Genomic DNA, 26,182 nt, shown 5'->3' with positions numbered 1-26,182 from the left:
GTGGCCGCCGTCCCGCTCCATTCCCGCCATCGCCTCCTCCGGCTCGGCGCCTTCCTCGCCCTGCTGGCCCTGGCGGCGGTGCAGCTGCGCATCGCCCTGCCGGAGCAGGCCGAATACAGCGACGCCGGCGCCGCCGCGGCGATGCTCGACGCCCTGCGCAGCCCGTTCCTGCTGACCTGGCACGGCAAGCAGCTGCACCAGCTGCAGGGGCAGACGGAGGCGGCCGAGGGGCTGTACCGCCGGGCCCTGGTCCACAACCCGCTCTACCTCCCGGCCTGGCTCGGCCTGGCCGAGCTGGACAACGACCGGGGGCGGACGGCCGAGGCGACGGCGATCCTGCGCCATGTCGACAGCCTCGCCGCCGGGATCAACCGCTGGCGCTGGGACAAGGCGCTGCTGGCCTACCAGCTGGGCGATAGCGACATCCTCAGCCAAGATCTGGCCTGGATCATCGCCGAGATCCCGGCGCAGCGCGACAACGCCCTGAAGCTGGCCTTCGGGCTGTGGCCCGAGCCGGCCGCGCTGCTGGCCCAGGTCGGCCAGGCCAATGTCGTCCACCTGTTCAGCCATGCGGCCCGGACCGGCCGGACCGAGGCGGCGCTGGCCTGGTGGCCGGAGATAGAGCAGCTGGGGGTCGACAATCATCGTCCCGAGGTCCTGGCCTTCCTCACCAGTCTGATCAACCACGAGCGCTTGACCGATGCGGCGCCGATCTGGCGCCGGTATTTCAACGGTGCGACGCTGCTCACCAACGGCGATTTCGCCCGGGAACCGGGCAACACCGCCTTCGACTGGCGGATCAGCGCCCCCAAGGGCAGCTCCTGGCGGATCGAGGCGGCCGGCGACGGCAAGGGGCAGGCGATGCGGCTGCACTTTTCGGGCACGAACAACCTCGGCTTTCGCCACCTGAGCCAGATCGTGCCGCTCGAATCCGGCCACCGCTATCGCCTCACCGCCCAGGTCAAAAGCGAGGGGCTGACCACCGACCAGCGCCCCTACCTCGAGGTCGCCGGGTTCCAATGCCCGATGGCCCCGGTACGGTCGGAAATCGTCGCCGTAAGCCAACCATGGACCGATTTGACGCTGCCGTTCGAGGTTCCCCCCGATTGCCGGGCCGTCCAGGTGCGGGTGCGGCGCGACCGCAGCAACCACCTCGACAACCTGATCGCCGGCGACCTGTGGCTGCGGCAGCTGACGATCACCAAAACCGGCGAGATCCATGCCACGCCGGTGGTGGAGGCGCAGTGATGCGGGCCGTTGACCACTACGCCGTGCTCGGGTTGCAACCCGATGCGAGCGACGACGAGGTCAAGCGGGCCTACCGCCGGCTCAGCCGCCGCTACCACCCCGATAGCGCCGGAAGTTCCGGCGCGGCCAACACCGAGGAGTTCATCCGCATCACCCGGGCCTACCATGCGATCATCGACGGGGAAGAGCCGACTGTCCCGGCCCGGCCGACAGCCCCGACCCGGCCGTCCGCCCCATCGGCCCCGCCAACCAGCCGCAACAAGCGGAAACGGCGGCTGTTCGGCCGGCGCCTGCCGCTGCGGGCCGTCCTCGGCCTGGCGCTGATCGCCGGCATCCTGGTCGTCGCCTGCCTGGTGATCTCCGAGGTCTACTCGCGGCGAATAATGCTCAGCACCCTGCACGACGGCGGGGTGGCCTTCGTGCCTCCACCCACCGCCCGCCGCACCCCGCCGGAACCAACGACCCTGACCTTCGCCGAGAAGATGCGACTGGAGCGGGCGGTCAATGCCGCGGCGGCAAAAAAAGAGAAAAATGGGGGGAATTTCGCTTCTACCTCCCCCACTGTTGCCCCAACTGCCCCCGCTGTCGCCTCGTCACAATTTTCCCCTGCTGAGTCAACGGAACCTTCACTGCCTCCGTCATCTCGACCTACCCCCGCTGCATCATCACAACCAACCCCCGCAGCCTTGTCGGAACCAACCCCCGCTCAGTCAACGGAGCCTTCTCTTCCTCCGTCAACTCGACCTACCCCCGCTGTCATCTCGACCGCAGGGAGAGATCTTAAACCCGCCACGGAGAACCCACTGGCCCTAGAGAACCCCCCAACCCTCAACAACCCCCAAGAACCCCCAAAACCGCAAACAGCCCAATCCAAACCTCAACTGGCAACAAAGCCAATCCCCCAACCATCGCAACCAACCCCGGCTGTCGCATCGCGACCAACCCCGGCTCAGTCATCCTCGGCAACACAAGATTTCTCGCTTCGCGTCGAAATGACAGCGGGGGAGGCTTCGCGGCCCTCGCCCTACCGGGAACAACGAACACTGTCATCACGACCTACCCCCGCTGTCATCTCGACCGCAGGGAGAGATCTTAAACCGGCCATGAAGAGCTCCCCGGCACAACTCGCCGACAATCCGTCACCACCTACCGAGCCCCAACTCCAACACCAACTAAACCGCTTCCTAGCCGCCTACACCCAAGCCTACGGCGCCAGGAACCTATTCAAATTCCAACAATTCTTCACCGCCAACGCGACCGAGAACAACACCCCCATAACCAACCTGATCCCAACTTACACCAAACTCTTCGCCGCAACGGAGACCCTGAACCTGCACATCACCCCCCAACGCTGGCAGCAACCAACCCCCGGCCAAATCACCATCAACGGCCGGTTCACCATAGATTTGAAATACAAAAACGCCGCTGCCGTTCATGGCGCTGGAAAGATCGACTTCCAGCTCACCCGGAACGACACCTCGTTCCATATCGAGAAAATGACCTACACCTTCGACCAGTGAGAGATTCAGATGTCCTTCCCCCTCATCATAAAAGCTGCAATCTCATGACTGCCCGGACCTTCGAAAAATTCAAGTCGCTGTTCCTGTCCCAGGTCAGCGAGCACCTCCTGCAGCTGCGGCGCCGGGGCACCAGTCTCAATTTCTGGCTGATCCTGCTGACCGATGTCGCCCTGCTGGTCGTAGCCTATTTCCTGTCCCGCTACCTGCGCTTCGACGCCTTGCATCTGGCCAAAGGCACCAACCACTATACCATCGTGCTGCTGCTCATCCTCGGGATCAAGCTGCCGATCTTCTACCTGTTCGGCCTCTATAACGGCATGTGGCGCTATACCGGCTTCCGCGACCTGCAGCGGATCGTCGGCGCCGCTCTGGTGGCGTCGTCGGTCATTTTCATGATCATGACCCTGGCCAATCGCTTCCAGGGCTTCTCGCGCGGGGTGTTCATCATGGACGCGGTGTTCACCATCCTGTTCATCTGCGGCAGCCGGGCCTCGATCCGCATGGCCCTGCATCGCAAGTGCCTGCGGCGGGAGGACAGGGGCGTCCGCCGCAAACGGCTGCTGGTGATCGGCGCCGGTGACGCGGCCGAGAAGGCGACGCGGGAGATCGACGACAACCCCACCCTGGCCTACGAGGTGGTCGGCTTCGTCGATGACGATCCGGCCAAAGCCGGGCTGCGGATCCACCGCATCCCGGTGCTCGGCGGGGTCGACGACCTGCCGGAATTCGCCGCCCAGACGCGGGCCGACGAACTGCTGATCGCCATCGTCACCCTCACCGGGCCCCAGATGAAGCGGATCGTCGAGCTGTGCCAGCAGACCGGCCTGCCGTACAAGGTGCTGCCCGGCCTCGGCGAGCTGATCAACGGCCGGGTGTCGGTGTCGTCGATCCGCGATATCTCGTACAAGGATCTGCTCGGCCGGGAGGAGGTGACCCTCGACCAGGACCAAATCGGCGACACCCTGCGGGGCAAGACGATCCTCGTCACCGGGGCCGGCGGCTCGATCGGCTCCGAACTGTGCCGCCAGATCATCCGCTTCGCCCCGTCCCGGCTGATCCTGTTCGACAGCAGCGAGGAAAACCTCTACGCCATCCAGATGGAACTGCTCCATGAATACCAGGTCGCCGATGCCGTGCCGGTGCTCGGCAAGGTCCAGGACGTGCGCCTGCTCGACATGGTCTTCAGCCGCCACCGGCCGCAGGTCGTCTTCCATGCCGCCGCCTACAAGCATGTGCCCCTGGTCGAGAACAACCCCTGGGAGGCGGTGTACAACAATATCTTCGCCAGCCAGCTGCTGATCGAGGCGGTCATCCGCCACCGGGTCGAGCGCTTCGTCCTGGTCTCCACCGACAAGGCGGTGCGGCCGACCAACGTCATGGGGGCCTCGAAACGGCTGACCGAACTGCTGATGCTGGCCTATGCCCGCAACAGCTGGGACGGCGGCTTCAGCCCGGCCTGGCGGCGGGTGCCGGAGACGGCGGAACCGGCGCCGTACCGGGCCGAAGCGCCACACCACGACACCAGGTTCATGGCGGTGCGCTTCGGCAACGTCCTCGGCTCGTCCGGCTCGGTGCTGCCGCTGTTCAAGCGCCAGATCGAGCTTGGCGGCCCGGTCACCGTCACCCACCCCGAGATCACCCGCTATTTCATGTCGATCGAGGAGGCGGCCCAGCTCATCCTCCAGGCCGGGTCAATGGGCGGCGACGGCGAGATCTTCCTCCTCAAGATGGGCGAGCCGGTCAAAATCGACCAGATGGCCCGGGACATGATCCGCCTGGCGGGCAAGGAACCGGAAGTCGATATAAAGATCCGTTACTCCGGCCTGCGCCCCGGCGAAAAGCTCTATGAGGAACTGATCACCGAAGGCGAGGGGATCGTCCCCACCGGCCATCAAAAGATCATGGTGCTGGGGAGTGACGGGATATGCTTTACCGATCGGGAGAGGATGTTCGAAGAACTGCTTAACCTTGCCGGGCTGCATGATGCGGGGGGGATTAAGGGAATTTTGAAGCAGATTATCCCGGAATATAGGCCGTATTCGGAGAAAGGATCCAATTTCGGGTTGGTCAACACAAAAGCGAAAGTAATACGTAATTGAAAAAAGAAAAACGCACAGCACTTTCAGATATAGTGGTTTTAGTAAAAACATCAACAATACCAGATAAACAAAAGAATGTTTCACAGTTTTTTCTAAACTAATGCGCATACTTATTGCCAACAGCTCAGCATATCCACGCATTGGTGGAGTGGAAAATTCACTTCGCTTTATTGGGCGTGAACTTGTCAAATTAGGTCATCATGTCAAGATATTTTGTTTTCAGTATTCGCCAAATGAACCTTTGCAGATGGTTCATGAAGGGATTGAAATTATCCGTTGCCCTTTTAAACCTGTTCGATGGCCTCATGCCCAGTTTCTTAGCCAAGTGGCAACTACCCAGATAGCTATTCCCGCAGTGTTGGGTGAGTTTCATCCCAATGCGGTCTGGTCTCGTTCAGCGTGTGTTGGTTTGGGCATCCGGCGTAGTGGTTACTCTGGTCCATTGCTCCAAATATACCCGACCAATGCCAGAATGAATTGTAGAGGTCTTTTTCTTCAGACACATGGTTTGGCAATTAAGCGAAGATTAATGCTGTTGGGGTTATGGCCTTTGGCCTACTTTACCTCCTCTAATTTAGAGCGGGAATTGGCCAGAAAATCAACGGCCATTACCTTTAGCGAGAATATGCGGAGCCAATTATTGGCAGATTTTCCCAAAAAGTCGAGCGATTGCAACGTTATTTCACCTGGCGTGGATACCGATTTTTTTTCTCCAGAAAATGGTGCCAGATATTTTGAGACTATAAAGAGAGAATATGGTTTACGAAAAGACGAGACCATCGTTCTTTATGTCGGGCGACTTTCATGCGCAAAGCACATTCCTATGTTGATGGATGCTTTTTCCTTGTTAAAAGTAAGGGCAAAGCTTGTTCTCGTCGGTAGCGGCCCAGAAAAAGAACGATTACAGAGCTATGCTAGTAGTATCGGCATTGCTGATCGGCTTGTATTCGCCGGAACTCAGCATGAAATGCTTCCTGGCTTTTATGCAATAAGTCGAGTTTGTGTCTTACCAACCACAATTGAATCGTTTGGACAAGTTTATTTGGAATCCCTTGCTTCGGGAACTCCGGCAGTCGGTTTCGCCGGTGATGGGCGACGTATCCTCACGGCCACGGGAGAGATCATCCGCGACGGGCAGACCGGAGGTGTGGTAAGTAAGGTCAGTGCTTCAGCCATAGCTGAAAAAATCTACTCGATCCTTTCCCTCAATGACAAAGATTATGCTGCAATGTCACGGTACGCTCGGGAAGATGTGCAGGAACGTTTCACCTGGCGAAGATTCACGCTTGAGGCCATTAAAATGTCAGGCTCTGGGGCTTTGGAAGAAGCATGAGTGAACGCCAGTTCATGAAAAGACGCTGGATCATTACAGGAGCCAACGGATATCTCGGTGGCGAACTTTGCAAGGGTCTCGACCTAAGAGGAGAAAACGTCCTTGGTGTGATCCGTTCTGGAAGACAACTTATCGACCAGAAAGTTACCGGAAAATCATGCTACACCTATGAAAAGTTGGCGGCTACCTTGTTACCGAGCGATATCTTAGTGCATTGTGCAGGCAAGACGGGCAGCGAGGGTACCTGGGAGGAGTTCCTGCGGATTAACGTTGAATGGCCCTTGCAGTTATTCGATCAGGCTGTCGAAAAAGGGGTGACGTGTTTTATTTATGTCAGCAGCGTGGCCGCTCTGGGGTATAGGAATCGGACGGATGATAACCCGTTGAAAGAGGATGCGGAGCCCCGACTTGCTCCAGGTGAATTATATGGCCGAAGCAAATTGCTAGCCGAACAAGCCTTGCAGAATAGAGCTAAGGAAGAAAAAATCCGTTTGGTTATCCTCCGGCCGGGTTTGATCTACGGCCATCGTTGGCTAGGTAAAAAGCAGACGTGGCTTCGGCGGGGTGTGTTGGTTGACCCTTACCTTCGCGTGCCCTTGGTGCATGTCGACAACTTTCTAGATGCGTTATACCTTGCGGCATCCAAGACAGAGGCCGCAGGGATATACTTCGTTGTGGATGACGAGCAACCTCCATTGTGGGAATTAAACAGGAAGAAAATTGTACTTGGCCTCATGCGATTTCAGCCATGGCGGATAGGCGTGAGTGGCTTTCTAGTGCTGAATGCGGTGCGCATGTTCGTTCGCGTAATTCGAGGTCAGTTTCGTGCACTTCCCAATGGCTACAGCATGGCCCAATTCTACTTTCAGACAAGGCGGCTTCTTTACAGTACTGAGAAACTGAGTACCTGCGTCGGTTGGCAGCCAAGTATAAAATTGAAAGACGGCCTAGCGGAATGCATCGGTCAAGAGATTACAACCCAAAATTATCTTCCATTGGTCAAAAATGCGTAGTCCAAAACGATTAGCTCAATCCCTTTATAATCGATTTAAGTTGAAGGCCAATCGTGGACCTATTGGTGTAGGTCTTATCGGCATTGGTGGATGGGGAGCGTCTAATGCCGTCAACATCATGCGGAGCAATAGATTCACGATCCACGGAGTGTATGACATTCAAGAAAAGACGGCCCGCAAATTTGCCAGCCGGTACAAGACAAAATGCTATAACAGAATCGTCGACCTGCTGGCGGAACCTGCCATTCAGGCAGTTTGTATCACTGTACCCAATCCTTACCATAAGGAGTTGGTTTTGGCTGTCGCTGATGCAGGGAAACATATTTTAATAGAGAAACCGTTAGCTTCTGATCCGAGTGATTGCCGGGAACTTGGGCAGTACTGCAACGACAAGCAGGTTATCTTGCAAGTTGGCCACCAAATGCGTCGCGATCCCGTTTTTCGCGAAATAAAACGTATCGTTGAGACAGGTATGCTTGGGCGTCCATTGTTCACTCAAGGTGTATACACACTGGACCGCAGATCTCGACATGATTGGCGGCGGGACGTTAAATCCTGTCCTGGGGGAAGCATGGAGCAACTTGGTGTTCATCTGTTGGATGTCCTAGCCTATCTCTTGGGTTCACCTCTGGCGTCGCAAGGTTGGGTGCGCAACATCCCCACCCGCCTAGACAATTCAGACTGGGATACTGTAGCGCTTATCTTTCCTGGGGAAGTGCGTGCCACGGTCTGTACTAGTTTTTCCTCCCCCGAACACATTTTATTAGAAATTTTCTTTGAGGAAGGCCGCTTAGCTACTGATGGGAAGGTGCTCTCTATTGTACACAAGGAAGGAAGGCGCAAGACGTATCGGCCTCGCGGCACGAGCGGTAGTATGACGCAGTTCATAGAATTCGCGGATTGTATCGAAAAAGGGAAGAGGCCAGAAACCGGCTCGGCTGAGGCCGAAGTTGTCATGACGGTGGTACAGTCCATGCTCTCAACCGAGAATGTGTCACATCATGATTGAACAAGGCACAATCATTACTGCCCTTAGTAAACTGATTGCATGGCTTGAAACATGGCGTGATGTGTACGGTGCTTACAACGGGTATGTGGTGCATCGCACCGAGGCCAAACGTATGGAGCGAGTTCACGATACCGCCTGGACCCAATCTGCTATGATCCGTGGCTATGGAAACCTTTATCGCAAAAGCAGAGAACAGCGCTGGGGCGAATCCATGACGTTGGCCGCTGACCTGCTTGCCAGTCGGTACGATCCACAAACTGGAAAATTTCGCCATACAGGCCATGAGGATGAGCGCTTTCAGTCCTTGGTCAGTTGCGCCCTAGGGATCTGTGCTCTCTTGTCGATAGCTGGTCTTGTAGATCAAAAAAGACGTGAGAAATATATACGAATAACGACTGATCATATTCGTCGATATTGGTTAGATGTTTTATGGATTGAGAGCGAAGGAGCGTTCAAATTTACAGAGATTGATTTTTTCAGTCCGAACGTAGACCGTTTCGTCGTCAATTTTAATACTATGGCGGCTGAAGCTCTTTTGGCAATTTACCAGACGACAGGTGATACTGAATTCAAGGATTGGGCACTTCGTGTAGGCGAATGGTTGATTGAGCGCTGGAATTACACGCAGATTGTTAACGACAAAATCATTGCCGGGCAAATAACAATCGCTGACGATCCTTCTTCCGAGTGGATGGCGCCTGGCGGGTTTTCCTATCAGTTCACTTCAAGACAGCGAGAGCCTGATAATTATGTGACTCTCTATACCGGCCTGTCCCTGCGAGGTTTCTGGGCGCTTTATCAAGTAACCCAGGATGATCGTTTTGCCGAAATCATTCGTGCGCAAAGCCAGTATATCCTGGCTATGCGTGATCCCGAGACGAGGCTCTTTTATCACACGGCTTGGCGTGGCCAGATCGAGAAAAATCCGCAATTTGTTGCCGGGGCCGGTATGACACTCCTAGGTCTACATGAGGTCAAGACATTAATTGGGGATCGTGCTTTGCCAGAGGACACGATACAGTCAATATTGAGCCGTGCGCATGCTAACGGCTCCTATCCTGGCTTTGTTGGCAAGAACGACACTGGACACCTTCGGCGTAATACCGGTGGCATTGTATGGGAGGATGTGGCGGCCTCTATGAACTGGAATGCCCAATGGTTCGAATTTCTGACCGGTTTAATCATGGACCCTGCAAAGATCGATGCAAAGGTTTGTAATAGGACCGTTCGCGTCGTGACAAAGCGGTTTATTTACGTGGATTCTCCCGAGACTGTGAAAATCACTTCTTGGTGGCCACCCAGGAGTTGGGGCCTATACCTCTATTACAAATGTACCACCAAGGCTCGGCTGGCTTTCTATCCTGTGGACCTGTACGGTCGCATCCGCTCGATGCTGCGGGGAAACAAAAAATGACCGATTTCCTCAGCACGTCCGAAATCAAGAAACGCAGTATCAAAGGAGCCAAGTGGCTGGTTGTAATGAACGTCCTGGGCATGCCGGCTGCGTTTCTAATAGCGCTCATGCTAGGCCGAGTCGGTCCAGCTGTACTGGGTATGTACGCTCTGGCGCAGATCCTAATTAGCGTCATCACGACCTTCGTCGTCTATGGAGGTGCTCCAGTTCTATCAGTCTTCATGCCCAAGATTACCCAGGCCGAGGATCGTGGGCGGTTCGTGTTTTCTTACCTGTTAATCCTGATAATCGCGATGGCCGCGGTGCTCGGGCTGTTCTGGCTGTATCCCAAGGCTTTTGAGTTCTTGTTGCAGCGAGAATTCGACATGCGCAACTACGGTTGGTTCGTGCTTTTGTCACTTGTGATCGTCGCGACGGAAACATTCGCTAACGCTGCCGCCGGTTTGATGCTCATCAAGGTAACAGCGATCGCTCGCCAGATGATGCGGCTGATTTTACTGCCTCTCGTCACAGTCCTGTTTTTCTTCAACCGCGAGATTCTAGTTGATTATGGAATGCCATGTATTCTGGGGGGCTTTCTGATTGGATACATGGCAGCTGCCGTCATTAGCGCGGTTGGCATTTTACGCGATCCACGATTTACAATGCGACCGGGTTGGTTTCTCCCTCCAGGTTTTTGGGCATTTTCTCTCTCGGCCATGACGGCCACTGTTTTCACTTTTATGTACGGCAACTTTGACCGCATGGTCATCCTTTCTATACAAAATGTGGAAGGTCTCGGTATGTACCAGGCAGTGATCAGCCTTAGTTCACTGATAGGGCTTGTTCCTCAGATATTGGGGACGACATTGGTTCCAATGTTTTCATCACTGCTGGCTTCAGGAAAAATGGATGCTGTACAAAAAACATATGCATTACTTCAGAGGTTAGGTTCTTTTTTTATGACTGGAGCGGCTTTGTTCCTTATTTCGTTTAGCGGTGATTTGCTTTCTCTCTTTGGTCGTTCATATTCGTCGTATGACTACCTCCTTTCGTTGTTTAGTGTCCAATATGTAGTCACGTCGCTGCATTTTGGTAATACTCCAATTCTAACGTCATTTGAAAAAAACACTTTTCGCTTAACTGTGAGTTTTTTTCAGATTTTATTACAAATTGTATGTACTCTCCTCTTTATTAAATCATTTGGAGTACTGGCAATTGCTGGTGCTAAAATTGCAGGAGTAGTGTGCGCAAATATGCTTTCAATTCTTTTTGTGAGGAACAGTTTTGGTAAGGGATTTTCACCTCCAATTAGTTACAAGTTTGGAGTTGGGTTAACAATAATCTGTGCGGTACTTAGGAATGGTTTTTTTTCGGATGGGCTGGTGGTTTCAACCTTTGTTTTTATCGCCTTTTCAACATGCTATTTGTTGTTTGCGAATGTAAGGATTGGAGAGATAAAAGACATTATTACGCTTGCTGTATCCCGTAATGCACTATCGAGACCTGAGATGAGGCAAAGCTGATGGGGTACGACAACAAAAAAAGAGCCAATTGCAACGGCCTTCGGGTTGAAGTGCTTAACACACATCTTTGCTGCGGTTGTGGGGCGTGTGTGGGAGTGTGTCCTACAGGTGCGCTTGTCATCGACATTTTCAAGTCCCATGAGCCAGTGATGGACGATTCCAAGTGTACGGAGTGCGGGTTGTGCCTTGCGGTCTGCCCCGGACAAGGCTACCCAGTAGTTCAGTGGGCAGAGCAACATTGCTTTGGTGGGACCCGCATGGTCCAAGATCGCGGCCCAACACGACTGTATCTGATGGGACACTCGACCGACCCTGAAATACGTCAAAAATCTGCTTCAGGGGGAGTAGCTACCTCTTTGCTGCTTCATCTGCTCGAAACGAGGCAGGTCGATGAGGTCGCGGTTATCGGGATGGATAACGAACGGCCAGTTGCGCGACTGACCGGTGATCCTCAGGTTGTCCGGGACTCAATGATGAGCAAGTATGGCCCTGTGCCGATGCTGGCGACCCTTATTCCGGAATTGCGCAAGAGACCTAGGCGTATCGCTATGACAGTGACACCATGCCAACTTGGAGGGTGGGTGCGCGCAACCGAGCGCATTGCCAAATTGCGTGAAAGCACTGTGTTGGCTCTTGGGCTCTTTTGTGGACAAATCCAAAGCTACGACTCCATCACGAGCATTGCAGCCACATTAGGAATTCAGTATCCGGGAGAAGCCAAGTTTAAAGCATGGCGTGATGGACCCTATCCAGGGAGCGCTTCCTTCGAGTTCCTAGACGGTACTACTGTAGAGAAGCCGCTATATGCCTGTTTGGATGTTGCGGTTCCTCATTTTTCATTGCATCGATGTTTCCTATGCCCCGACGGGGGCAATTGGCTCGCTGATATTACGATGGGGGACATCCACCACGGAGGAATCGATGAGACAGTCATAGTCTGTCGGACATTAAAAGGCCAATTGGCCATCAAATCTGCGCAAATGAGTGATATGATCCAAATCCAGGAATTAACCCTGGCGCAGGTTGAGGAGTGTGTCATCAAAGGTATTACTCGCAGTAAGTTGCTGCCAGCGATTGCACGCAATGCTTGGCTTAAAGAGAGGGGCGATGCTGCACCCGAATTCGACTATGACCCGGCGACGCTATTGCAAAGGTTCATTAAGCGATTGGTACCCTTCTGGATCTGGAAATATCGTCTGACATTCTGGGCAAGAACAGGCTGGCGTCGGCGGTTTTTGCTCAATCATCCGGCAACAATGGAAAAGACCGGACATTTTCTTTACTACTTTCCCGCTACAATTCCTGGCTATACCGTTGCAATCAAAGCTGCCAAGTTATTTTTGCAGATGCTAGGAACAAATGTAAGAAAATAAAATATTTGTAGTTTGGATTATACTGAGATTGTTTTTATAAAAGCACTCTCGCTAAAAGAATGTTTGTTGCGAAGCTTTAGTTGAATTGTAAAAATATTTTTCGAAAGATTTTTTAATTTACTGAGTTCATTATGTTTCCTAATAAAGGAATATTGGCTTTATTGATATATCATCTGGCTACCCTGATCAATGATCCAATTGTTCTTTACTATGGGGAAGAAGGCTTCGCTACCCCAAGACAGTTTGCCATTATAATTGGAATTTTTCTAACTGCTCCTCATGTAAAAATCGACAGGAATACCTTTTTTTATCGCTCAATTAAATGGCTTTTATTGTTCTACTTATCATGCATATTGTCGTTTCTAGTTTTTTCAATTTTGGGAAAAGCCAACGACAATTATCTGTTAACCTTGATAACAGATGGTGCGAATATCATATGGCTATTTTTTATTGGGAATGTATTGTCTCGGGAGGTAACAACAAGTGATAAAAAAACAGTAATTTTATGCATATTACTTCTTGGCTTAATTCCATTGCTCAGCGGATGGTACGAATTTTTTTTAGGACATTCACTTATGAGCGGTGGTTTTGCCGAAAAGGGTATTGGTAGCTTTTTCTGGGTACGTGGATTTCATAACGACAAGATTGATTTTGTTAGTGGCTTGGCTCCATGCGTGTTTCTAAGTTATATTCTTATTTTTCAGAATGGATTAAAATCGTGGTATTTAATTCCGTACTTATTGTCATCTATATTCTTAATATTATTTACTTTCTCTATTACAGGCATTCTTGGTATATTGGGAGGCCTATTAATTCTTGCACTATACTATGGGACTTTTCGTTTTAAGATAATAATAGCAATCTTGTTGATACTTACCTGCATGACGATATTTATTGCCATTGAGACGGAGAGAGGAAAATTTTTAACGGATCAATATCTATTAAAATATCAACGCCAGGTTAAAATTGAAAATATTGCATCCGGTAATGCACGGTATGTTATGGGTATTATATGTATCCGTGAGTTTATAAACAATCCCATATGGGGTATTGGTTTTGGGTCTCATGTGTTAGTAATTAAGGAACAACTTCGAGGTTGGAATGTCGGTGGCAACGCGCACAGCATATTGAGTGTTGCTGCCGATTTAGGCCTCATCGGTTCAATCCCATTTGTTTTGTTTTGGATGAGTCTATATCGTATTGTTTTTCTGGCGAAGAAAAAATATTCAAAATATTTTCATGATCAGTATTCAACCACGATGTTTAGATTGTCTCTTGCTCTTTCAATATTTGTATTATTTAATCTGTTGTTTTATTTCCATACAATCGGAAATGCCATTTTTATTCTTTGGCCATCAATTGTGTATGCAACTTTCAATGTTAAAGATTGTATTCAATTAAATAGGCGAAACCGGAAGATATGAACTCATTGCAAATGATAATGTTGGTTTCCCTAAATGTCTAACCAGAATTATGACATAGGGAAAAAAATGAAAGTTTTAATATTTATGACACAGTTCTACCGGTTGAGCGGTGCAGAGCGGCTGGCAGTGGAACTGGCAGAGGAACTCAACAAGAGAGGCATACATTCAGATATATTAAGTATGTACACAGAGAATATGTCAGGCGTCCTCGAGGCTAAAGAAGCCTTGCTGCGCAAGGGCATCCCTGCCGTGCATTTCCTTGGTATGAAAATCCATCCTCCAATCACGAGCATGTTTCCAGCGATTTTGAAATTGCGGCGGATGATCCGGGATGAAGGGTACGATATCGTTGAGACCTCAATGATCTCACCGACCGTGATAGCCTCCTGGGCGACGCAAGGCACGCGAGCTAGGCATGTGGCGGGATTGCATCATGTTTACCGCCGTGAACTTCACAATTCATTACAACAGATGTTCTGGCGCTTTTCTGTTAGATGTAACAAGCGAATTCGGTTTTATGCGATATCCGATTATGTTACCGATTGTTGGGTTGAATATTCCAGGACTTCACCTCTATACACGCGGAGAATATATAACGCGATTCCCGACGATAGCTTCGATGTAGTCCCTGACAGATATGAGGTACGCAAGGATCTCGGAATTCCGGGTAATGCACGTTTAGCTATCTATGTAGGGCGTCTTGTTGCTTACAAAGGGATTGATACACTTTTGAACGCCTTGAGCCCTATCCTGGAAAAGGAGAATCTCTTTCTGTTATATGTCGGTCAACCGTACCTGGGAGCAAGTGGAACGCAGGAGATGCTCCAACAGATAGAGCGACAAGTTGCCGAGGCATCCTGGCGCGACCGAGTGAAATTCCTTGGGTATCGCAAAGATGTTCCTCGCTTGATGGCATCCAGTGATATCCTGGTGCATCCCACGCGCACCGAAGGGTTTGGTCTTATTCTAGCCGAAGCGATGGCTACTGGATTGCCTGTGGTGGCTAGCAATGTGGAGGGCATCCCCGAAGTACTAGCAGGCACGGATTCTGTGATGGTACCACCGGACGATCCTGAGGTGTTACGCAAGGCTGTGTTGAAAATTTTGAATCGCAGGCCAGAGGAAGCAGCTCGTGCTATCAAAAAAGGGCAGATTCGCGCAGAAGATTTCCGGATAGAAAAACGAACCGACGCCATGGTCAAATTATTTGAAGACATAAGAATGGGATGGTTATAAATTCGAATTTGCAACAATAAACCACGCCTAAACTTGAAGTGTTGAGGGGGAAAAGCATATAGATTGAGAATCTTGATGATTAGGTCACTCAAAACACCTATGAGCAGGCCGACGATGGCGTTGCAGTAAAAAGTTAATAATCGGAAAGACAATCCGGAGGAGTAAGTGCGCGTTGTGGATAGCGGAAGAATTTGCACGAAGTTACTGCGAGGCTTATCCGAGTACCACGATGCTTTCTCCCCACTACGATTTTGCCAAAGAACTTTATGAGCCCAATTGTTTGCTATCGCATTGGACACTGGTTAGAGCAAAGAAATGTTCCTTTGCTGCCAATACTTATCACTTATTTTGTGCGGCTTTTTTTCTCCTGTTACCTCCCATCTAGCGCCACTCTAGGGAAACATGTGGTCCTTGGATATGGTGGATTAGGGGTTGTCATTCACGGGAGGGTCGTTATTGGCGACGGGTGCCATATTGATCAAAATGTGACGATTGGGGGAACTTCGAAAAAGTATAATGTTCCAACGCTTGGGAAAAATATCTACGTAGGCGCAGGGGCCAAGGTTCTTGGTCCCATCACAATTGGTGACGATGTAGTAATCGGAGCTAATGCTGTAGTAGTAACGGATGTGCCCCCTAATTCATTAGTGGTCGGTATCCCTGCAAAAGTCAGAAAAACTGGTATAAAAAAATCAGATTACGTCTAATCAAAAACGAATTTTCCCTGTTAATAATGATGGTTTCGTAACAAGCTCATTTTAAGAAAAAAGCACCTTATAAATTCAATAGGTTATGTTAAGTAACATGACCATTTTTGGACTTTTTACGAGATCGTCAATAATAGACCCATGCAAACGGAAAGGACAATCACCATGAAGTTCAATTGGCAAAAAAAAAATGCGGCTAGACTATCAATCAGATGAGGGATGTTGAGGAGTGAAATCAAACAGATATTTTGTTTAAGCACTAAGAATTGTAGTTCAAATAAGTGGAGCCATCTCTGAATGAGTATGATTAAGGAAATAAAAGTATGCGTAATTGGCCCTTCTGTAGACACCAATTATATTGGTGGAGTGGCCACACATGTTAAGAATTTGAAATCTCTTTCTTGTTTAAAAAACTCGGTAATTTATGACGTTGGGTCAGCACACTGTAATAATAAAGCAAATGTTTTCCAAATTATTAATAATATATATCGACTCCGCAGAAAAATTAACAAGGGGCAATACAACTATGTATTTGTCAATACATCTATTTACCTTACGTCATTTATAAAGTTGCTATTACTTCTAGTCTTTTTCCCGAAAAGAGAAGGGCTTCAAATACATGTTTTTTTTCATGGAGGTAGATTTGCGTTACTGAATTCATTTTTTGCTAAAAAATTAAATACGTTTATCCACCCTTTATTGAAGAAAGCCAATGTTTTCCATTTTTTAAGTAAAGTTCAGTTAGATGGCTTCTGCAGGCTTTTTACTTCAAGTGAAGTCAGACTCTTTGCCAACTATTCTACCACAGATGAAATCCTCGTTAGTAATCGCAATAATACGGAAAGTGTTCTGAACTTACTTTTTGTAGGAAGAGTTGCAAGAGAAAAAGGGATTTTCGAACTGGTTTCAGCAGTGGAAAAAATTTCCGCTGAAAAAGATAATATCCGGCTTACTGTCGTTGGTGATGGACCTGATCTACCTGAACTGATTTTTTGGAATCAAAAACTTCCTCACGGAATAGTATGTTTTAACGGATTCCTTAAGGGAATTGAACTGGAAAATGCCTATAAAAATGCTGATATATTGGTACTACCAACATATCATCCAGAAGGGTTTCCTTATGTCTTTATTGAAGCAATGCGTGCTGGTCTCCCCGTAATTGCAACCAATGAAGGAGCTTTGGAATATCTTATTCAAGATGGAGACAATGGATTTAAAATTCCCGCTAAAGATGTTGATTCTCTTGTCACAGCGATTAGCAAAATTATAGGTGACCACAATCAATTGAAGCAGATGTCAGGGAACTGTTACCGCTATTTTCATAGACATTTGAGCAAAACTGTCGCTGAAAAATATTATTATTCTTTACTAACCGAAAAGGCATTTTAATATCTCGGATATTCTTGGCGTGCAGTTCAATGCATTTGTTGATCGGGTGATTGGCGGGGGAGAACCGCTGATTGCTTTCGAACAGTTGATGAACGTAACGCTGGCCAGCTTTGCGGCGGTGACTTCGGCGAAAGAGGGAAGGGTGGTGGAAGTTGAAGGGGTGTGAGCACGTGGCGGAGGAGGTTGCAGCCAAACATTTTCGGTTGCGGCAAAAGCTTGAGTGCTGATGCGGACGATTGATCGAATAGGGGGATTGCTGCATACTTTGCGTCTGCTGGGCCCCGGGTGGGCTGTGTTCCGGTTGCGCCAGGCGTTGTGGGCCAGGATTGGGCATTGGGAGCGCAGGACCCCGCGTGGCGGCTGGGGCGGCGAGATGCCCGCCGTGGTCGGCAAGTTCTGGCAGGGGCAATGGCAAAGCGATTTGTCCGGCCGGGCCGGTGAGATTCTGGCCGGTGTGCATACCTTTTTTTCACGCCACCATCTTCGGGTTGGAGAGTCTCCGGACTGGTTCGCCAATCCTTTCAACGAAAACGATACCGTTCCGGCCGCGATGCGGACGGCACATTGGTCGCAGATTCCCGATTTTGCCGCCGGCGATATCAAAGGGCTGTGGGAGTTGTCCCGCTTCGGGTGGGTCTATCCCCTGGCTGCCGCCGCTGCCGCCGGGGCCGAAACGCGGGCCGAAGCTTGCTTCTGGCGGCTGGTGGAGGACTGGGCTGTTCACAACCCGCCCAATGTCGGGGCGCAGTGGAAGTGCGGCCAGGAGATCGCGATCCGCATGTTTGCCCTGGTCAGCGCCTATTATGCCTTTGGTGGCCATGTGGATGCCGGCGGAAAGCGGCAACAGCTGCTGGCTGCAATGGTATTTGAGTCCGCCCGGCGCATCGAGGCCAATATCGATTATGCCCTGAGCCAGAACAACAACCATGGGATTTCCGAGGCGGCCGGGTTGTTCACGGCCGGTGTTTTTTTCGGCGAGGAAAAATGGATTACCAGGGGCAGGGGGCTGCTCGAACGGCAGGCCCTGGACCTGATCTATGAGGATGGCTCGTTTTCCCAGCACTCGGTCAATTACCACCGGGTCATGCTCCATGTCTATCTGTGGGCGATTCAACTCGGCCGCGCCAACGGGATCGAGTTTTCCCCTGCCATGCTCGACCGGGTGCGGCGGGCCGGGAACTGGCTGGCCGCCTTGTGCGACCACTCCACCGGGCGCTGCCCCAACCTCGGGGCCAACGACGGCGCCCTGATTTTTCCCGTCACCGATTGCGATTATCTCGATTTTCGGCCCACCATCCAGGCCACCGGCATGGTAGTCGAAGGCAGGCCCTGGCTGCCGCAAGGGCCGTGGGATGGGTTGGCCGGGTTCCTGGGGGTGCCGGTGACGGCCCAAGCTGCTGCAGCGGATCCTGCGGCAACGGTTCCCCGATTCTGGCATTTCCGCCACGGTGGCTATGCCGTTTTCCGTAACGGGCCGATGGCTCTCGTCTTTCGCTGCCCCGAATTTTTCCGCCACCGGCCAGGCCAGTGTGACCTGATGCATGTGGATCTCTCGATTGATGGCCTCAACCTCCTGCGCGATGGGGGGAGCTACAGCTACAATTGCGCGCCTCCTTGGCAGGAGTATTTTTCCTCCGTCGCCGGACACAACACCGTGCAGTTCGACGACCATGACCAGATGCCGAGGTTGAGCCGATTCCTCTACGGCCATTGGCCTGAACTGGCGGTGGCTGTGGATGAACAGGCCCCGATGGTCAAGGCCGGCTTTACCGATTGGCGGGGTTGCCGCCACCAGCGCGAGGTGCGGGGCGGGGCGCGGGGATATCGCGTGACTGACCGGATCGGCGGGTTCAGGGAAAAGGCGGTATTGCGCTGGCGTCTGGGGCCGGAACTGGAATGGAAGCTGGACGGTCTGGTCTGTGCCAGTTCCCGGATGACGTTGCGGATTGCGACGGATGTCGAGCCGGTCGCGGTGCGGATCGTCCAGGGATGGGAGTCGCTGTATTACCAGGAGCGCACTCCCATCCCTGTTCTTGAAATCGAAGTTGGGCCTGATTGTCGTCAATTGACGACGGAGATCCTGATATGAACATCCTGTATTTTCACCAGCACTTCTCAACTCCTTCCGGCTCCACCGGAACCCGGTCCTACGAGATGGCCCGCAGGCTTGTCCAGAGCGGGCATCGGGTGACCATGGTCTGCGGTTCCGGAGCCCTGGCCGATACCGGCCTGTCCGGTTCCCGAGACAATGGGCTGCGGCGGGGGACCGTGGATGGCATCGACGTGGTTGAGATCTGCCTGAAATATTCGAACTACGACAGCCTGCCGAAAAGGGCGGCGATCTTCCTCAAATTTGCCTTTAAATCCTGCGCCATAGCCTGGAAAGAGGAATATGACCTGCTGTTCGCCACCTCCACCCCCCTCACTGCCGGCATCCCGGGAATTGTGATGCGGGTGCTCAAGCCGGGCAGAAAATTCGTTTTCGAGGTACGGGACTTATGGCCGGAATTGCCGAAGGCCATGGGGGTGGTTACCAATCCGGCGGTCCTCCTGGGCATGTCCGTGCTCGAAAAAATGTCGTACACGGCGATGCACGCCGGTGTGGCGTTGTCGCCGGGAATCCGGGAGGGCATGGCCAGGCGTTCCGCGCCCGGCGCACAGATCGCCATGATCCCCAACGGCTGCGATCTGGACCTGTTCCGGCCGGTCAGGGACGGGGAAGAACGGGAAAATCTGCCCCTGGATATTCCGCGCACGGGCCTGCGGTGCGTCTTCACCGGTGCGCACGGCCTGGCCAACGGCCTGGATGCGGTCCTGGATGCCGCCACCGAACTGAAGAGGAGAGGGCGGGGCGACATCCACCTGCTGTTCATCGGCGACGGCAAGCTGAAACCGGCATTGCGGCAGCGAGCGGAACGGGAAGGCCTCGGCAACTGCCGGTTCTATGATCCCATTCCCAAGACCGAACTGGCCAGGGTTCTGCGGCATCTGGATGTGGGCATGATGATCCTCGATGACGTGCCGGCCTTTTATTACGGCACCTCCCCGAACAAGTTTTTCGACTACATCGCCACCGGGCTGGCGGTTGTCACCAACTACCCCGGCTGGCTGGCCGAAATGATCGGCGAGCATCGATGCGGCGTTGCTGTTCCGCCGCGCAACCCATCGGCCTTTGCCGATGCCCTTTGTGCGTTGGCCAATGACCCGGATCGACGAAGGGAGGGCGGCAAAAACGCCCGTCGACTGGCGGAAGGGCATTTTGCGCGGGAGAGGTTGGCGACCGAATTTGTTGATTTCCTGGAAATGAATAAAAGCTGAGAAGAGGAACTGTTTTGAAAACGTTGAAAATCGTCTCTGTGGTGGGCGCACGGCCAAATTTCATGAAGATCGCCCCGTTCGTCAGGGCAATAGAGGATGCCAACAAAGGGAATGGCGCCGGGATCGACCATATTCTGGTCCATACCGGGCAGCATTATGACGACAGCATGTCCAAGGCCTTTTTCGATGCCTTGAACATTCCGGAGGCCGATATCAACCTGGGGATCGGCTCTGGAACCCATGCGGAGCAGGTCGGCCACACGATGATCGCTTTTGAGAAGGTGGTTCGGCAGGAAAAACCGGACTGGGTGGTGGTGGTCGGGGATGTGAACGCCACCTGCGCCTGTTCGATCACGGCCAAGAAGCAACACGTGCGGCTGGCCCATATCGAGGCCGGCCTGCGGTCCGGCGACATGACCATGCCCGAGGAGGTGAACCGTCTGGTCACGGACCGATTGTCGGACCTGCTCTTCACGCCGGACCGGCTGTCGGGCGACAACCTGCGGCGGGAAGGCGTGGCCGCCGACAAGATCAGGTTTGTCGGCAACATCATGATCGATACGCTGGAAGCCCAGCGGCACAAGGCGGAGGAACTGCGTGTGGCGGATATCGTCGGTTGCAACCGGATGGAGGGGCAGGGTGCAAAAGCGGATTTCGGCGAGCAGGATATATTCTCCCTTCTGACGCTCCACCGGCCTTCCAATGTCGACGATCCGAAGATCCTTGGTGAGATTGTCGATTTTTTGACTGACGAACTGGCCAGGGACATGCCGCTGCTGTGGACTGTCCACCCGCGCACCGAAAAGCAGCTCAAGGCGTTTGGGTTATGGGATAAGGTGGTAGCGGCCAGGAATGTGGTGACGCTGAGACCCTTGGGGTATCATCAGTTGCTTCGCCTGAACATGGGGGCAGCACTGGTCCTGACGGACAGCGGCGGCTTGCAGGAAGAATGCTGTGTGCTGGGCACCCCCTGTCTGACATTGCGGTGGAACACCGAGCGGCCGGTGACCTTGCGGGAGCAGGGCGGGGCCAGCGTGCTGGTGGGTAACGACGTGCGCCGCATCCGGGAAGCCTGCCGGGAAATGCTGGAGCGCGGCCGGGTGCCGTCCCGGCCGGAGTTGTGGGACGGAAAAACGGCGCCCCGGATCGTGGAGGTGATTGTTGAGGCTGGGGGGATTTGAGAGTGGATGGATGGACGTGTATTTGTAAGAGCTGAATGCCAAATATCACGATTGAATTTGGGCAAGAGTTTGTGGGCGTGACACGAAGAGGGCTGGTTGATTTGTCATTTCGAAGCGAAGCGAGAAATCTCCTAATGCCGAGGATGCCTTTGTTGGGGCGGATGATGACTGCATGAGATCTCTCCCTGCGGTTCGAGATGACAGCGGGGGCAGGTCAGGATGACAGTGGGGGCAGGTCGAGGCGGCAGTGCTCGTCGTTCCCGATAGGGCGAAGGGCGAGAGGCCGCCCCGGCTGTCATTTCGAACACTCCCTCCTGTCATTTCGAAGCGAAGCGAGAAATCTTGTTGTTCCCGGTAGGGCGAAGTGCGAGAGGCCGTCCTCGCTGTCATTTCGAAGCGAAGCGAGAAATCTCGTTGTTCCCGGTAGGGCGAAGGGCGAGATGCCGCCCTCGCTGTCATTTCGAAGCGGAGCGAGAAATCTCGTGTTTTCATGGCAGGAGATCTCTCCCTTGCGGTCGAGATGACAGCGGGGGTAGGTCGCGATGACGGTGGGGGAATCAACAGCGGGAAGGGTAAAGATCTATCTTTCATAGTTCCCTTTCCCGCGTTTAAGATTATAGTAGACACTACAGGCGGTGCTATGGATGAAAGATGTTGATACCCTGCTGAGGGAGTTTGCCGACCTGACCACCGGGGCAAATGTCACCTGCAGAGAATTGCTGAAGATTCTGAGAGATTTCGGTTTCCAGATCATCGACTGCGGCAGAGGCGGGCACAAGATCGCAAAACATCCGGCCATCTCGATAGCTGAATCGCCAAACTTTGACTGCGGTCATGATCTGGGCACAAAGGTCAAACGCGTATATCTGAAAAAACTGTTTCACTTCGTGGAACTTCACAAGGAAGCAATCAAAGGACACCTGGACCATGATGCTCGACGCTGAAGCCTATACAATTTCGATCCGCAAGGAAGTGCATGACGGGGAAAGTTACTATGTCGGGCGGGTTGCGGAGTTTCCAAACATCAGTTCGTTTGAAGGGAGTTTTGAAGAAGCCAGGGCGACGGTTGTCGACGCGATTCAAACGCTGAAACGGATTGCCGATGAGGCTGGTGAGGCGTTCCCGGCTCCTTTGCCGATCCCGTCCGATGAATTCAGCGGCCGTGTCACATTGCGACTTCCGAAATCATTGCATGCCAAAGTGGCGCGAAACGCGATCCAGGAAGAAACGAGTTTGAACCAATACCTGGTTACGGCCATTGCGTCGTATGTCGGCGAGACCGACGGGGTTGCGAAGGTTGTTGCGGAGGCCTCGAAGAGGATTGCCGGTGTGATGCATTATGTAGTCTACAACGCCTTCGAGCCGTCCCGATCATGGTTGAAAGCTGGTGAAATCATGAAAAGTGAGGCTACAAGAACAACCTATCACCATGCGCACAAGTCATGGGCTATCGTTCATGCCGAACCTCAAATACAATACGCTGGAGCATCCAAATAATGGCCGATATAACCAGGATCGAATATACCAAGAAAGATCTTTTGACTCTGATGCTGAAAGACCAGGGAATCCATGAAGGCCACTGGGTCCTGGGGGTCAAATTCATCTTTACGGCGATGAATATCGGGCAATCACCAGACGGATCCGATGCCTCCCCGGCGAGTGTCGCAGCTGTAGATACAATTCATCTCGAGCGTGTTCCTGAGCCGTTGCCGTTTTCGGTTGATGCGGGCGAGATTAATCCCATGAAATAGCTCAGGAAGCTTCTAGATTTCCTCGGTATTTTTCAATCGCACCACTCCTGGGAAGCTATTGAAACCGCTTGGCGTCCGGGGGAAAGTTTTTACCGTCGTTTCCCGACAAGCCCAACAGCCTCAATCAAAACTACGATTGATGATGAAAATTGCCTGGTATTCTCGTTTCGGCCAACGGTTGAGTGACCTGGGGATTACCCTGCCGGCGCTGATCCTGTTATTGCCGTTATTGCCCTGTCTTGCCCTGCTGGTACGGGTGAAACTTGGCGCACCCATTCTTTTCAGCCAGACCCGCCCCGGTCGGCACGGCAGGCCGTTCACCTTGTATAAGTTCCGCACCATGACCGATGGACGGAATGCATCGGGCAATCTGTTGCCGGATGCCCAGCGGCTGACCGGGTTCGGCCGCTTCCTGCGCAGTACCAGCCTGGACGAGTTGCCGGAGTTGATCAACGTCCTCAGGGGCGAGATGAGCCTGGTCGGGCCGCGGCCCCTGCTGATGGAATACCTGCCGCTTTACAACTCCGAGCAGGCACGCCGCCACGAGGTGCGACCGGGGATTACCGGTTGGGCACAGGTCAATGGCCGCAACGCCTTGAGCTGGGAGGAGAAATTCAAACTCGATGTGTGGTATATCGACAATCAGTCGTTGTGGCTTGATATGAAGATCATTTTTCTGACGGTCTGGAAGGTCTTCAGCCGTGATGGCATTAGCGCCGAGGGCGAGGCGACCATGCCGCGCTTCACTGGCTCTTCGGTGGAGGGCCAATGATGCAGCCGCTGTATGCGATCTATGGCGCAAGTGGATTCGGGCGGGAAGTGATGCCGCTGGCGCGAGAACAACTGGCCGGGGCCGGGATTCCGGCCGACCGTCTCGTCTTTATCGATGACAACCCCGTGGCGCCGGTGGTCAACGGCCAGAAGATCATGCACTATGGTGAATTCCTTGCGGCCGCCGCCGGTGAGCGCTATGCGGTGCTGGCGATCGCCGACGGCGGGGTGCGCGAACGGCTGGCGGCGAGGTGTGCCCTCGACGGGGTTCGGCCATGGATGGTGCGGGCGGCCAATGTGGTGGTGCTGGACGATGTCGAAATGGGGGTGGGCGGGATTCTCTGCCCCTTCGTCACCCTGACCTCGAATATCCGCATCGGCTGCAGTTTTCACGCGAATCTGTACAGTTACGTGGCGCACGATTGCCTTATCGGCGACTATGTCACCTTCGCCCCGGGGGTGAAGTGCAATGGCAATATCGTGGTGGAGGATCATGTCTATATCGGGACGGGCGCGGTGATAAAACAGGGAAAACCAGGGCAGCCGCTGGTGATCGGCAAGGGAGCGGTGATCGGCATGGGGGCGGTGGTGACGAAGGACGTGCCGCCAGGGGTGGTGGTGGTTGGCAATCCGGCCCGGCCGATGGGGAGGGTTGAGCGATGCTGAACACGCCTTTTCCCCCGTGGCCCAACTTTACCGCCGAGGAGGCGGAGGCCGTCGCCTCGGTGCTGCTGTCGAACCGGGTGAATTACTGGACCGGGAAGGAAGGCCGGGAGTTCGAGAAGGAGTTCGCCGCCTGGGCCGGGACGCGGTATGCGATCGCCCTGGCCAACGGCACGGTGGCGCTGGATGCGGCGCTGCTGGCGCTGGGGATTGGGCGGGGCGACGAGGTGGTGGTTACCCCGCGCACCTTTCTCGCCTCGGCCTCGTGCATTGCGAACGCCAGGGCGGTGCCGGTCTTCGCCGATGTTGATCGTGATTCGCAGAATATCACCGCCGCGACCATCCGGGCGGTGCTCACCCCGCGCACCCGGGCGGTGATCTGCGTCCATCTGGCCGGCTGGCCCTGCGACATGGATGCGATCATGGCCCTGGCGGAAGAACGGGGGCTGGCGGTGATCGAGGACTGCGCCCAGGCGCACGGGGCCCGCTGGCGGGGGCGGCCGGTCGGCTCGATCGGCCATATCGGGGCCTGGTCGTTCTGCCAGGACAAGATCATGACCACCGGCGGCGAGGGCGGGATGGTCACCACCGATGACCGGGAGCTGTGGGCGCGGATGTGGTCGCTCAAGGATCACGGCAAGAGCTGGGAGGCGGTGTATGAGCGGCAGCACCCGTCGGGGTTCCGCTGGCTGCATGAGGGATTCGGCACCAACTGGCGGCTGACCGAGATGCAGGCGGCGATCGGCCGCATCCAGCTGCGGCGGATGGAAGAGTGGCATGCGCGGCGGCTCGGGAATGCCGAGGCGATCTGGCGGGCCTGTCGGGGGCTGCCGGGCCTGCGGGTGCCGGTGATCCCGCCGGAGGTGGAGCATGCCGCTTACAAGTGCTATGTTTTTGTCGAACCAGCGGCGCTTAAGCCTGGTTGGGACCGGGACCGGGTTATGAGTGAGATCGTTGCCCGGGGTGTGCCCTGCTATTCCGGCTCGTGTTCCGAGGTGTACCTGGAGAAGGCCTTTGACGGCACCGGCTGGCGGCCGGAAGAACGGCTGCCGGTGGCCCGGGAATTGGGGGAGACGAGTTTGATGTTTCTGGTGCATCCGGGGATTGGTGAGGGGGAGATCGGGCGGACGGTTGAGGTGGTTGGGGAGGTTATGGGGCTGGCTGCCGGGTAAGCGGCGGGACAGGGGGGGCCTGCAGGAGATCTCTCCCTGCGGTCGAGATGACAGCG

23 protein-coding genes and 1 pseudogene are annotated in these 26,182 nt (G+C 53.6%); all 24 read left to right on the top strand.

All coding sequences use genetic code 11. The annotated features are described in order from the left end of the window. Complete coding sequence (locus HNQ81_RS08885) at positions 1 to 1,248, top strand: tetratricopeptide repeat protein (RefSeq protein ID WP_183350466.1); 1,248 nt, start codon at positions 1 to 3, stop codon at positions 1,246 to 1,248. Next, entirely contained in the window at positions 1,248 to 2,768 is a 1,521-nt protein-coding gene (locus HNQ81_RS17340; protein ID WP_221270853.1) for a J domain-containing protein, read from the top strand. The genes HNQ81_RS08885 and HNQ81_RS17340 overlap by 1 nt, the downstream gene beginning before the upstream one ends. A gap of 44 nt (positions 2,769 to 2,812) precedes the next feature. Then, positions 2,813 to 4,867: a polysaccharide biosynthesis protein gene (locus HNQ81_RS08875; protein ID WP_183350464.1), complete on the top strand. Its 2,055-nt coding sequence runs from the start codon at positions 2,813 to 2,815 to the stop codon at positions 4,865 to 4,867. A 148-nt stretch (positions 4,868 to 5,015) separates the two neighbouring features. After that, on the top strand, positions 5,016 to 6,200 hold the full coding sequence (locus HNQ81_RS08870; protein ID WP_183350462.1) for a glycosyltransferase: 1,185 nt from the start codon (positions 5,016 to 5,018) through the stop codon (positions 6,198 to 6,200). After that, positions 6,197 to 7,213 (top strand): NAD-dependent epimerase/dehydratase family protein, encoded by a 1,017-nt coding sequence (locus HNQ81_RS08865; protein WP_183350460.1) that lies wholly within the window; start codon positions 6,197 to 6,199, stop codon positions 7,211 to 7,213. The genes HNQ81_RS08870 and HNQ81_RS08865 overlap by 4 nt, the downstream gene beginning before the upstream one ends. Beyond that, complete coding sequence (locus HNQ81_RS08860) at positions 7,206 to 8,222, top strand: Gfo/Idh/MocA family protein (RefSeq protein WP_183350458.1); 1,017 nt, start codon at positions 7,206 to 7,208, stop codon at positions 8,220 to 8,222. The genes HNQ81_RS08865 and HNQ81_RS08860 overlap by 8 nt, the downstream gene beginning before the upstream one ends. After that, positions 8,215 to 9,636, top strand: coding sequence for a glycoside hydrolase family protein (locus HNQ81_RS08855; protein WP_183350456.1), 1,422 nt, complete (start codon positions 8,215 to 8,217; stop codon positions 9,634 to 9,636). The genes HNQ81_RS08860 and HNQ81_RS08855 overlap by 8 nt, the downstream gene beginning before the upstream one ends. After that, a complete protein-coding gene (locus HNQ81_RS08850) occupies positions 9,633 to 11,141 on the top strand; it encodes a lipopolysaccharide biosynthesis protein (protein WP_183350454.1) in 1,509 nt (502 codons plus the stop codon). The genes HNQ81_RS08855 and HNQ81_RS08850 overlap by 4 nt, the downstream gene beginning before the upstream one ends. Continuing rightward, a pseudogene (locus HNQ81_RS18120) lies at positions 11,141 to 11,329 on the top strand (4Fe-4S binding protein); the annotation flags it as partial. The gene HNQ81_RS08850 and the pseudogene HNQ81_RS18120, both read left to right, overlap by 1 nt. Positions 11,330 to 11,398: 69 nt before the next feature. Next, entirely contained in the window at positions 11,399 to 12,514 is a 1,116-nt protein-coding gene (locus HNQ81_RS08845; RefSeq protein WP_240191818.1) for a Coenzyme F420 hydrogenase/dehydrogenase, beta subunit C-terminal domain, read from the top strand. Positions 12,515 to 12,645: 131 nt separating this feature from the next. Continuing rightward, positions 12,646 to 13,938 carry an O-antigen ligase family protein gene (locus HNQ81_RS08840; protein ID WP_183350450.1) on the top strand — a complete coding sequence of 431 codons (1,293 nt, stop codon included), beginning with the start codon at positions 12,646 to 12,648 and terminating at the stop codon, positions 13,936 to 13,938. A gap of 66 nt (positions 13,939 to 14,004) precedes the next feature. Beyond that, positions 14,005 to 15,174 (top strand): glycosyltransferase, encoded by a 1,170-nt coding sequence (locus HNQ81_RS08835; RefSeq protein ID WP_183350448.1) that lies wholly within the window; start codon positions 14,005 to 14,007, stop codon positions 15,172 to 15,174. Positions 15,175 to 15,440: 266 nt separating this feature from the next. Continuing rightward, a complete protein-coding gene (locus HNQ81_RS08830; RefSeq protein WP_221270849.1) occupies positions 15,441 to 15,881 on the top strand; it encodes a serine O-acetyltransferase in 441 nt (146 codons plus the stop codon). Between the two features lie 297 nt (positions 15,882 to 16,178). Beyond that, positions 16,179 to 17,270 (top strand): glycosyltransferase family 4 protein, encoded by a 1,092-nt coding sequence (locus HNQ81_RS08825; RefSeq protein WP_183350446.1) that lies wholly within the window; start codon positions 16,179 to 16,181, stop codon positions 17,268 to 17,270. A gap of 19 nt (positions 17,271 to 17,289) precedes the next feature. Continuing rightward, positions 17,290 to 17,436, top strand: a complete 147-nt coding sequence (locus HNQ81_RS08820) for a hypothetical protein (RefSeq protein ID WP_183350444.1) — start codon at positions 17,290 to 17,292, stop codon at positions 17,434 to 17,436. Positions 17,437 to 17,496: 60 nt separating this feature from the next. Next, positions 17,497 to 19,359 (top strand): alginate lyase family protein, encoded by a 1,863-nt coding sequence (locus HNQ81_RS08815; protein ID WP_183350442.1) that lies wholly within the window; start codon positions 17,497 to 17,499, stop codon positions 19,357 to 19,359. Next, positions 19,356 to 20,588, top strand: a complete 1,233-nt coding sequence (locus HNQ81_RS08810) for a glycosyltransferase family 4 protein (RefSeq protein ID WP_183350440.1) — start codon at positions 19,356 to 19,358, stop codon at positions 20,586 to 20,588. Before HNQ81_RS08815 ends, HNQ81_RS08810 begins: the two co-directional genes overlap by 4 nt. Before the next feature lie 23 nt (positions 20,589 to 20,611). Then, on the top strand, positions 20,612 to 21,769 hold the full coding sequence (gene wecB / locus HNQ81_RS08805) for a non-hydrolyzing UDP-N-acetylglucosamine 2-epimerase (protein WP_183350498.1): 1,158 nt from the start codon (positions 20,612 to 20,614) through the stop codon (positions 21,767 to 21,769). A 644-nt stretch (positions 21,770 to 22,413) separates the two neighbouring features. Then, positions 22,414 to 22,713 carry a hypothetical protein gene (locus HNQ81_RS08800; RefSeq protein ID WP_183350438.1) on the top strand — a complete coding sequence of 100 codons (300 nt, stop codon included), beginning with the start codon at positions 22,414 to 22,416 and terminating at the stop codon, positions 22,711 to 22,713. Further along, on the top strand, positions 22,697 to 23,266 hold the full coding sequence (locus HNQ81_RS08795) for a toxin-antitoxin system HicB family antitoxin (protein WP_183350436.1): 570 nt from the start codon (positions 22,697 to 22,699) through the stop codon (positions 23,264 to 23,266). Before HNQ81_RS08800 ends, HNQ81_RS08795 begins: the two co-directional genes overlap by 17 nt. After that, entirely contained in the window at positions 23,266 to 23,520 is a 255-nt protein-coding gene (locus HNQ81_RS08790) for a hypothetical protein (protein ID WP_183350434.1), read from the top strand. The genes HNQ81_RS08795 and HNQ81_RS08790 overlap by 1 nt, the downstream gene beginning before the upstream one ends. Positions 23,521 to 23,662: 142 nt before the next feature. Next, positions 23,663 to 24,292 carry a sugar transferase gene (locus HNQ81_RS08785; RefSeq protein WP_183350432.1) on the top strand — a complete coding sequence of 210 codons (630 nt, stop codon included), beginning with the start codon at positions 23,663 to 23,665 and terminating at the stop codon, positions 24,290 to 24,292. Further along, positions 24,289 to 24,957 (top strand): acetyltransferase, encoded by a 669-nt coding sequence (locus tag HNQ81_RS08780; RefSeq protein ID WP_183350430.1) that lies wholly within the window; start codon positions 24,289 to 24,291, stop codon positions 24,955 to 24,957. The genes HNQ81_RS08785 and HNQ81_RS08780 overlap by 4 nt, the downstream gene beginning before the upstream one ends. Beyond that, positions 24,951 to 26,126 (top strand): DegT/DnrJ/EryC1/StrS family aminotransferase, encoded by a 1,176-nt coding sequence (locus HNQ81_RS08775; protein ID WP_183350428.1) that lies wholly within the window; start codon positions 24,951 to 24,953, stop codon positions 26,124 to 26,126. Before HNQ81_RS08780 ends, HNQ81_RS08775 begins: the two co-directional genes overlap by 7 nt. The last annotated feature ends 56 nt before the right edge of the window (positions 26,127 to 26,182 follow it).

Origin of the sequence: Desulfoprunum benzoelyticum (assembly GCF_014201505.1) — a bacterium.
Taxonomy (GTDB): Bacteria; Desulfobacterota; Desulfobulbia; order Desulfobulbales; family Desulfocapsaceae; genus Desulfoprunum; species Desulfoprunum benzoelyticum.
Note: the sequence above shows the minus strand (reverse complement) of the source record. Positions and strands in the feature narration are given on the sequence as shown.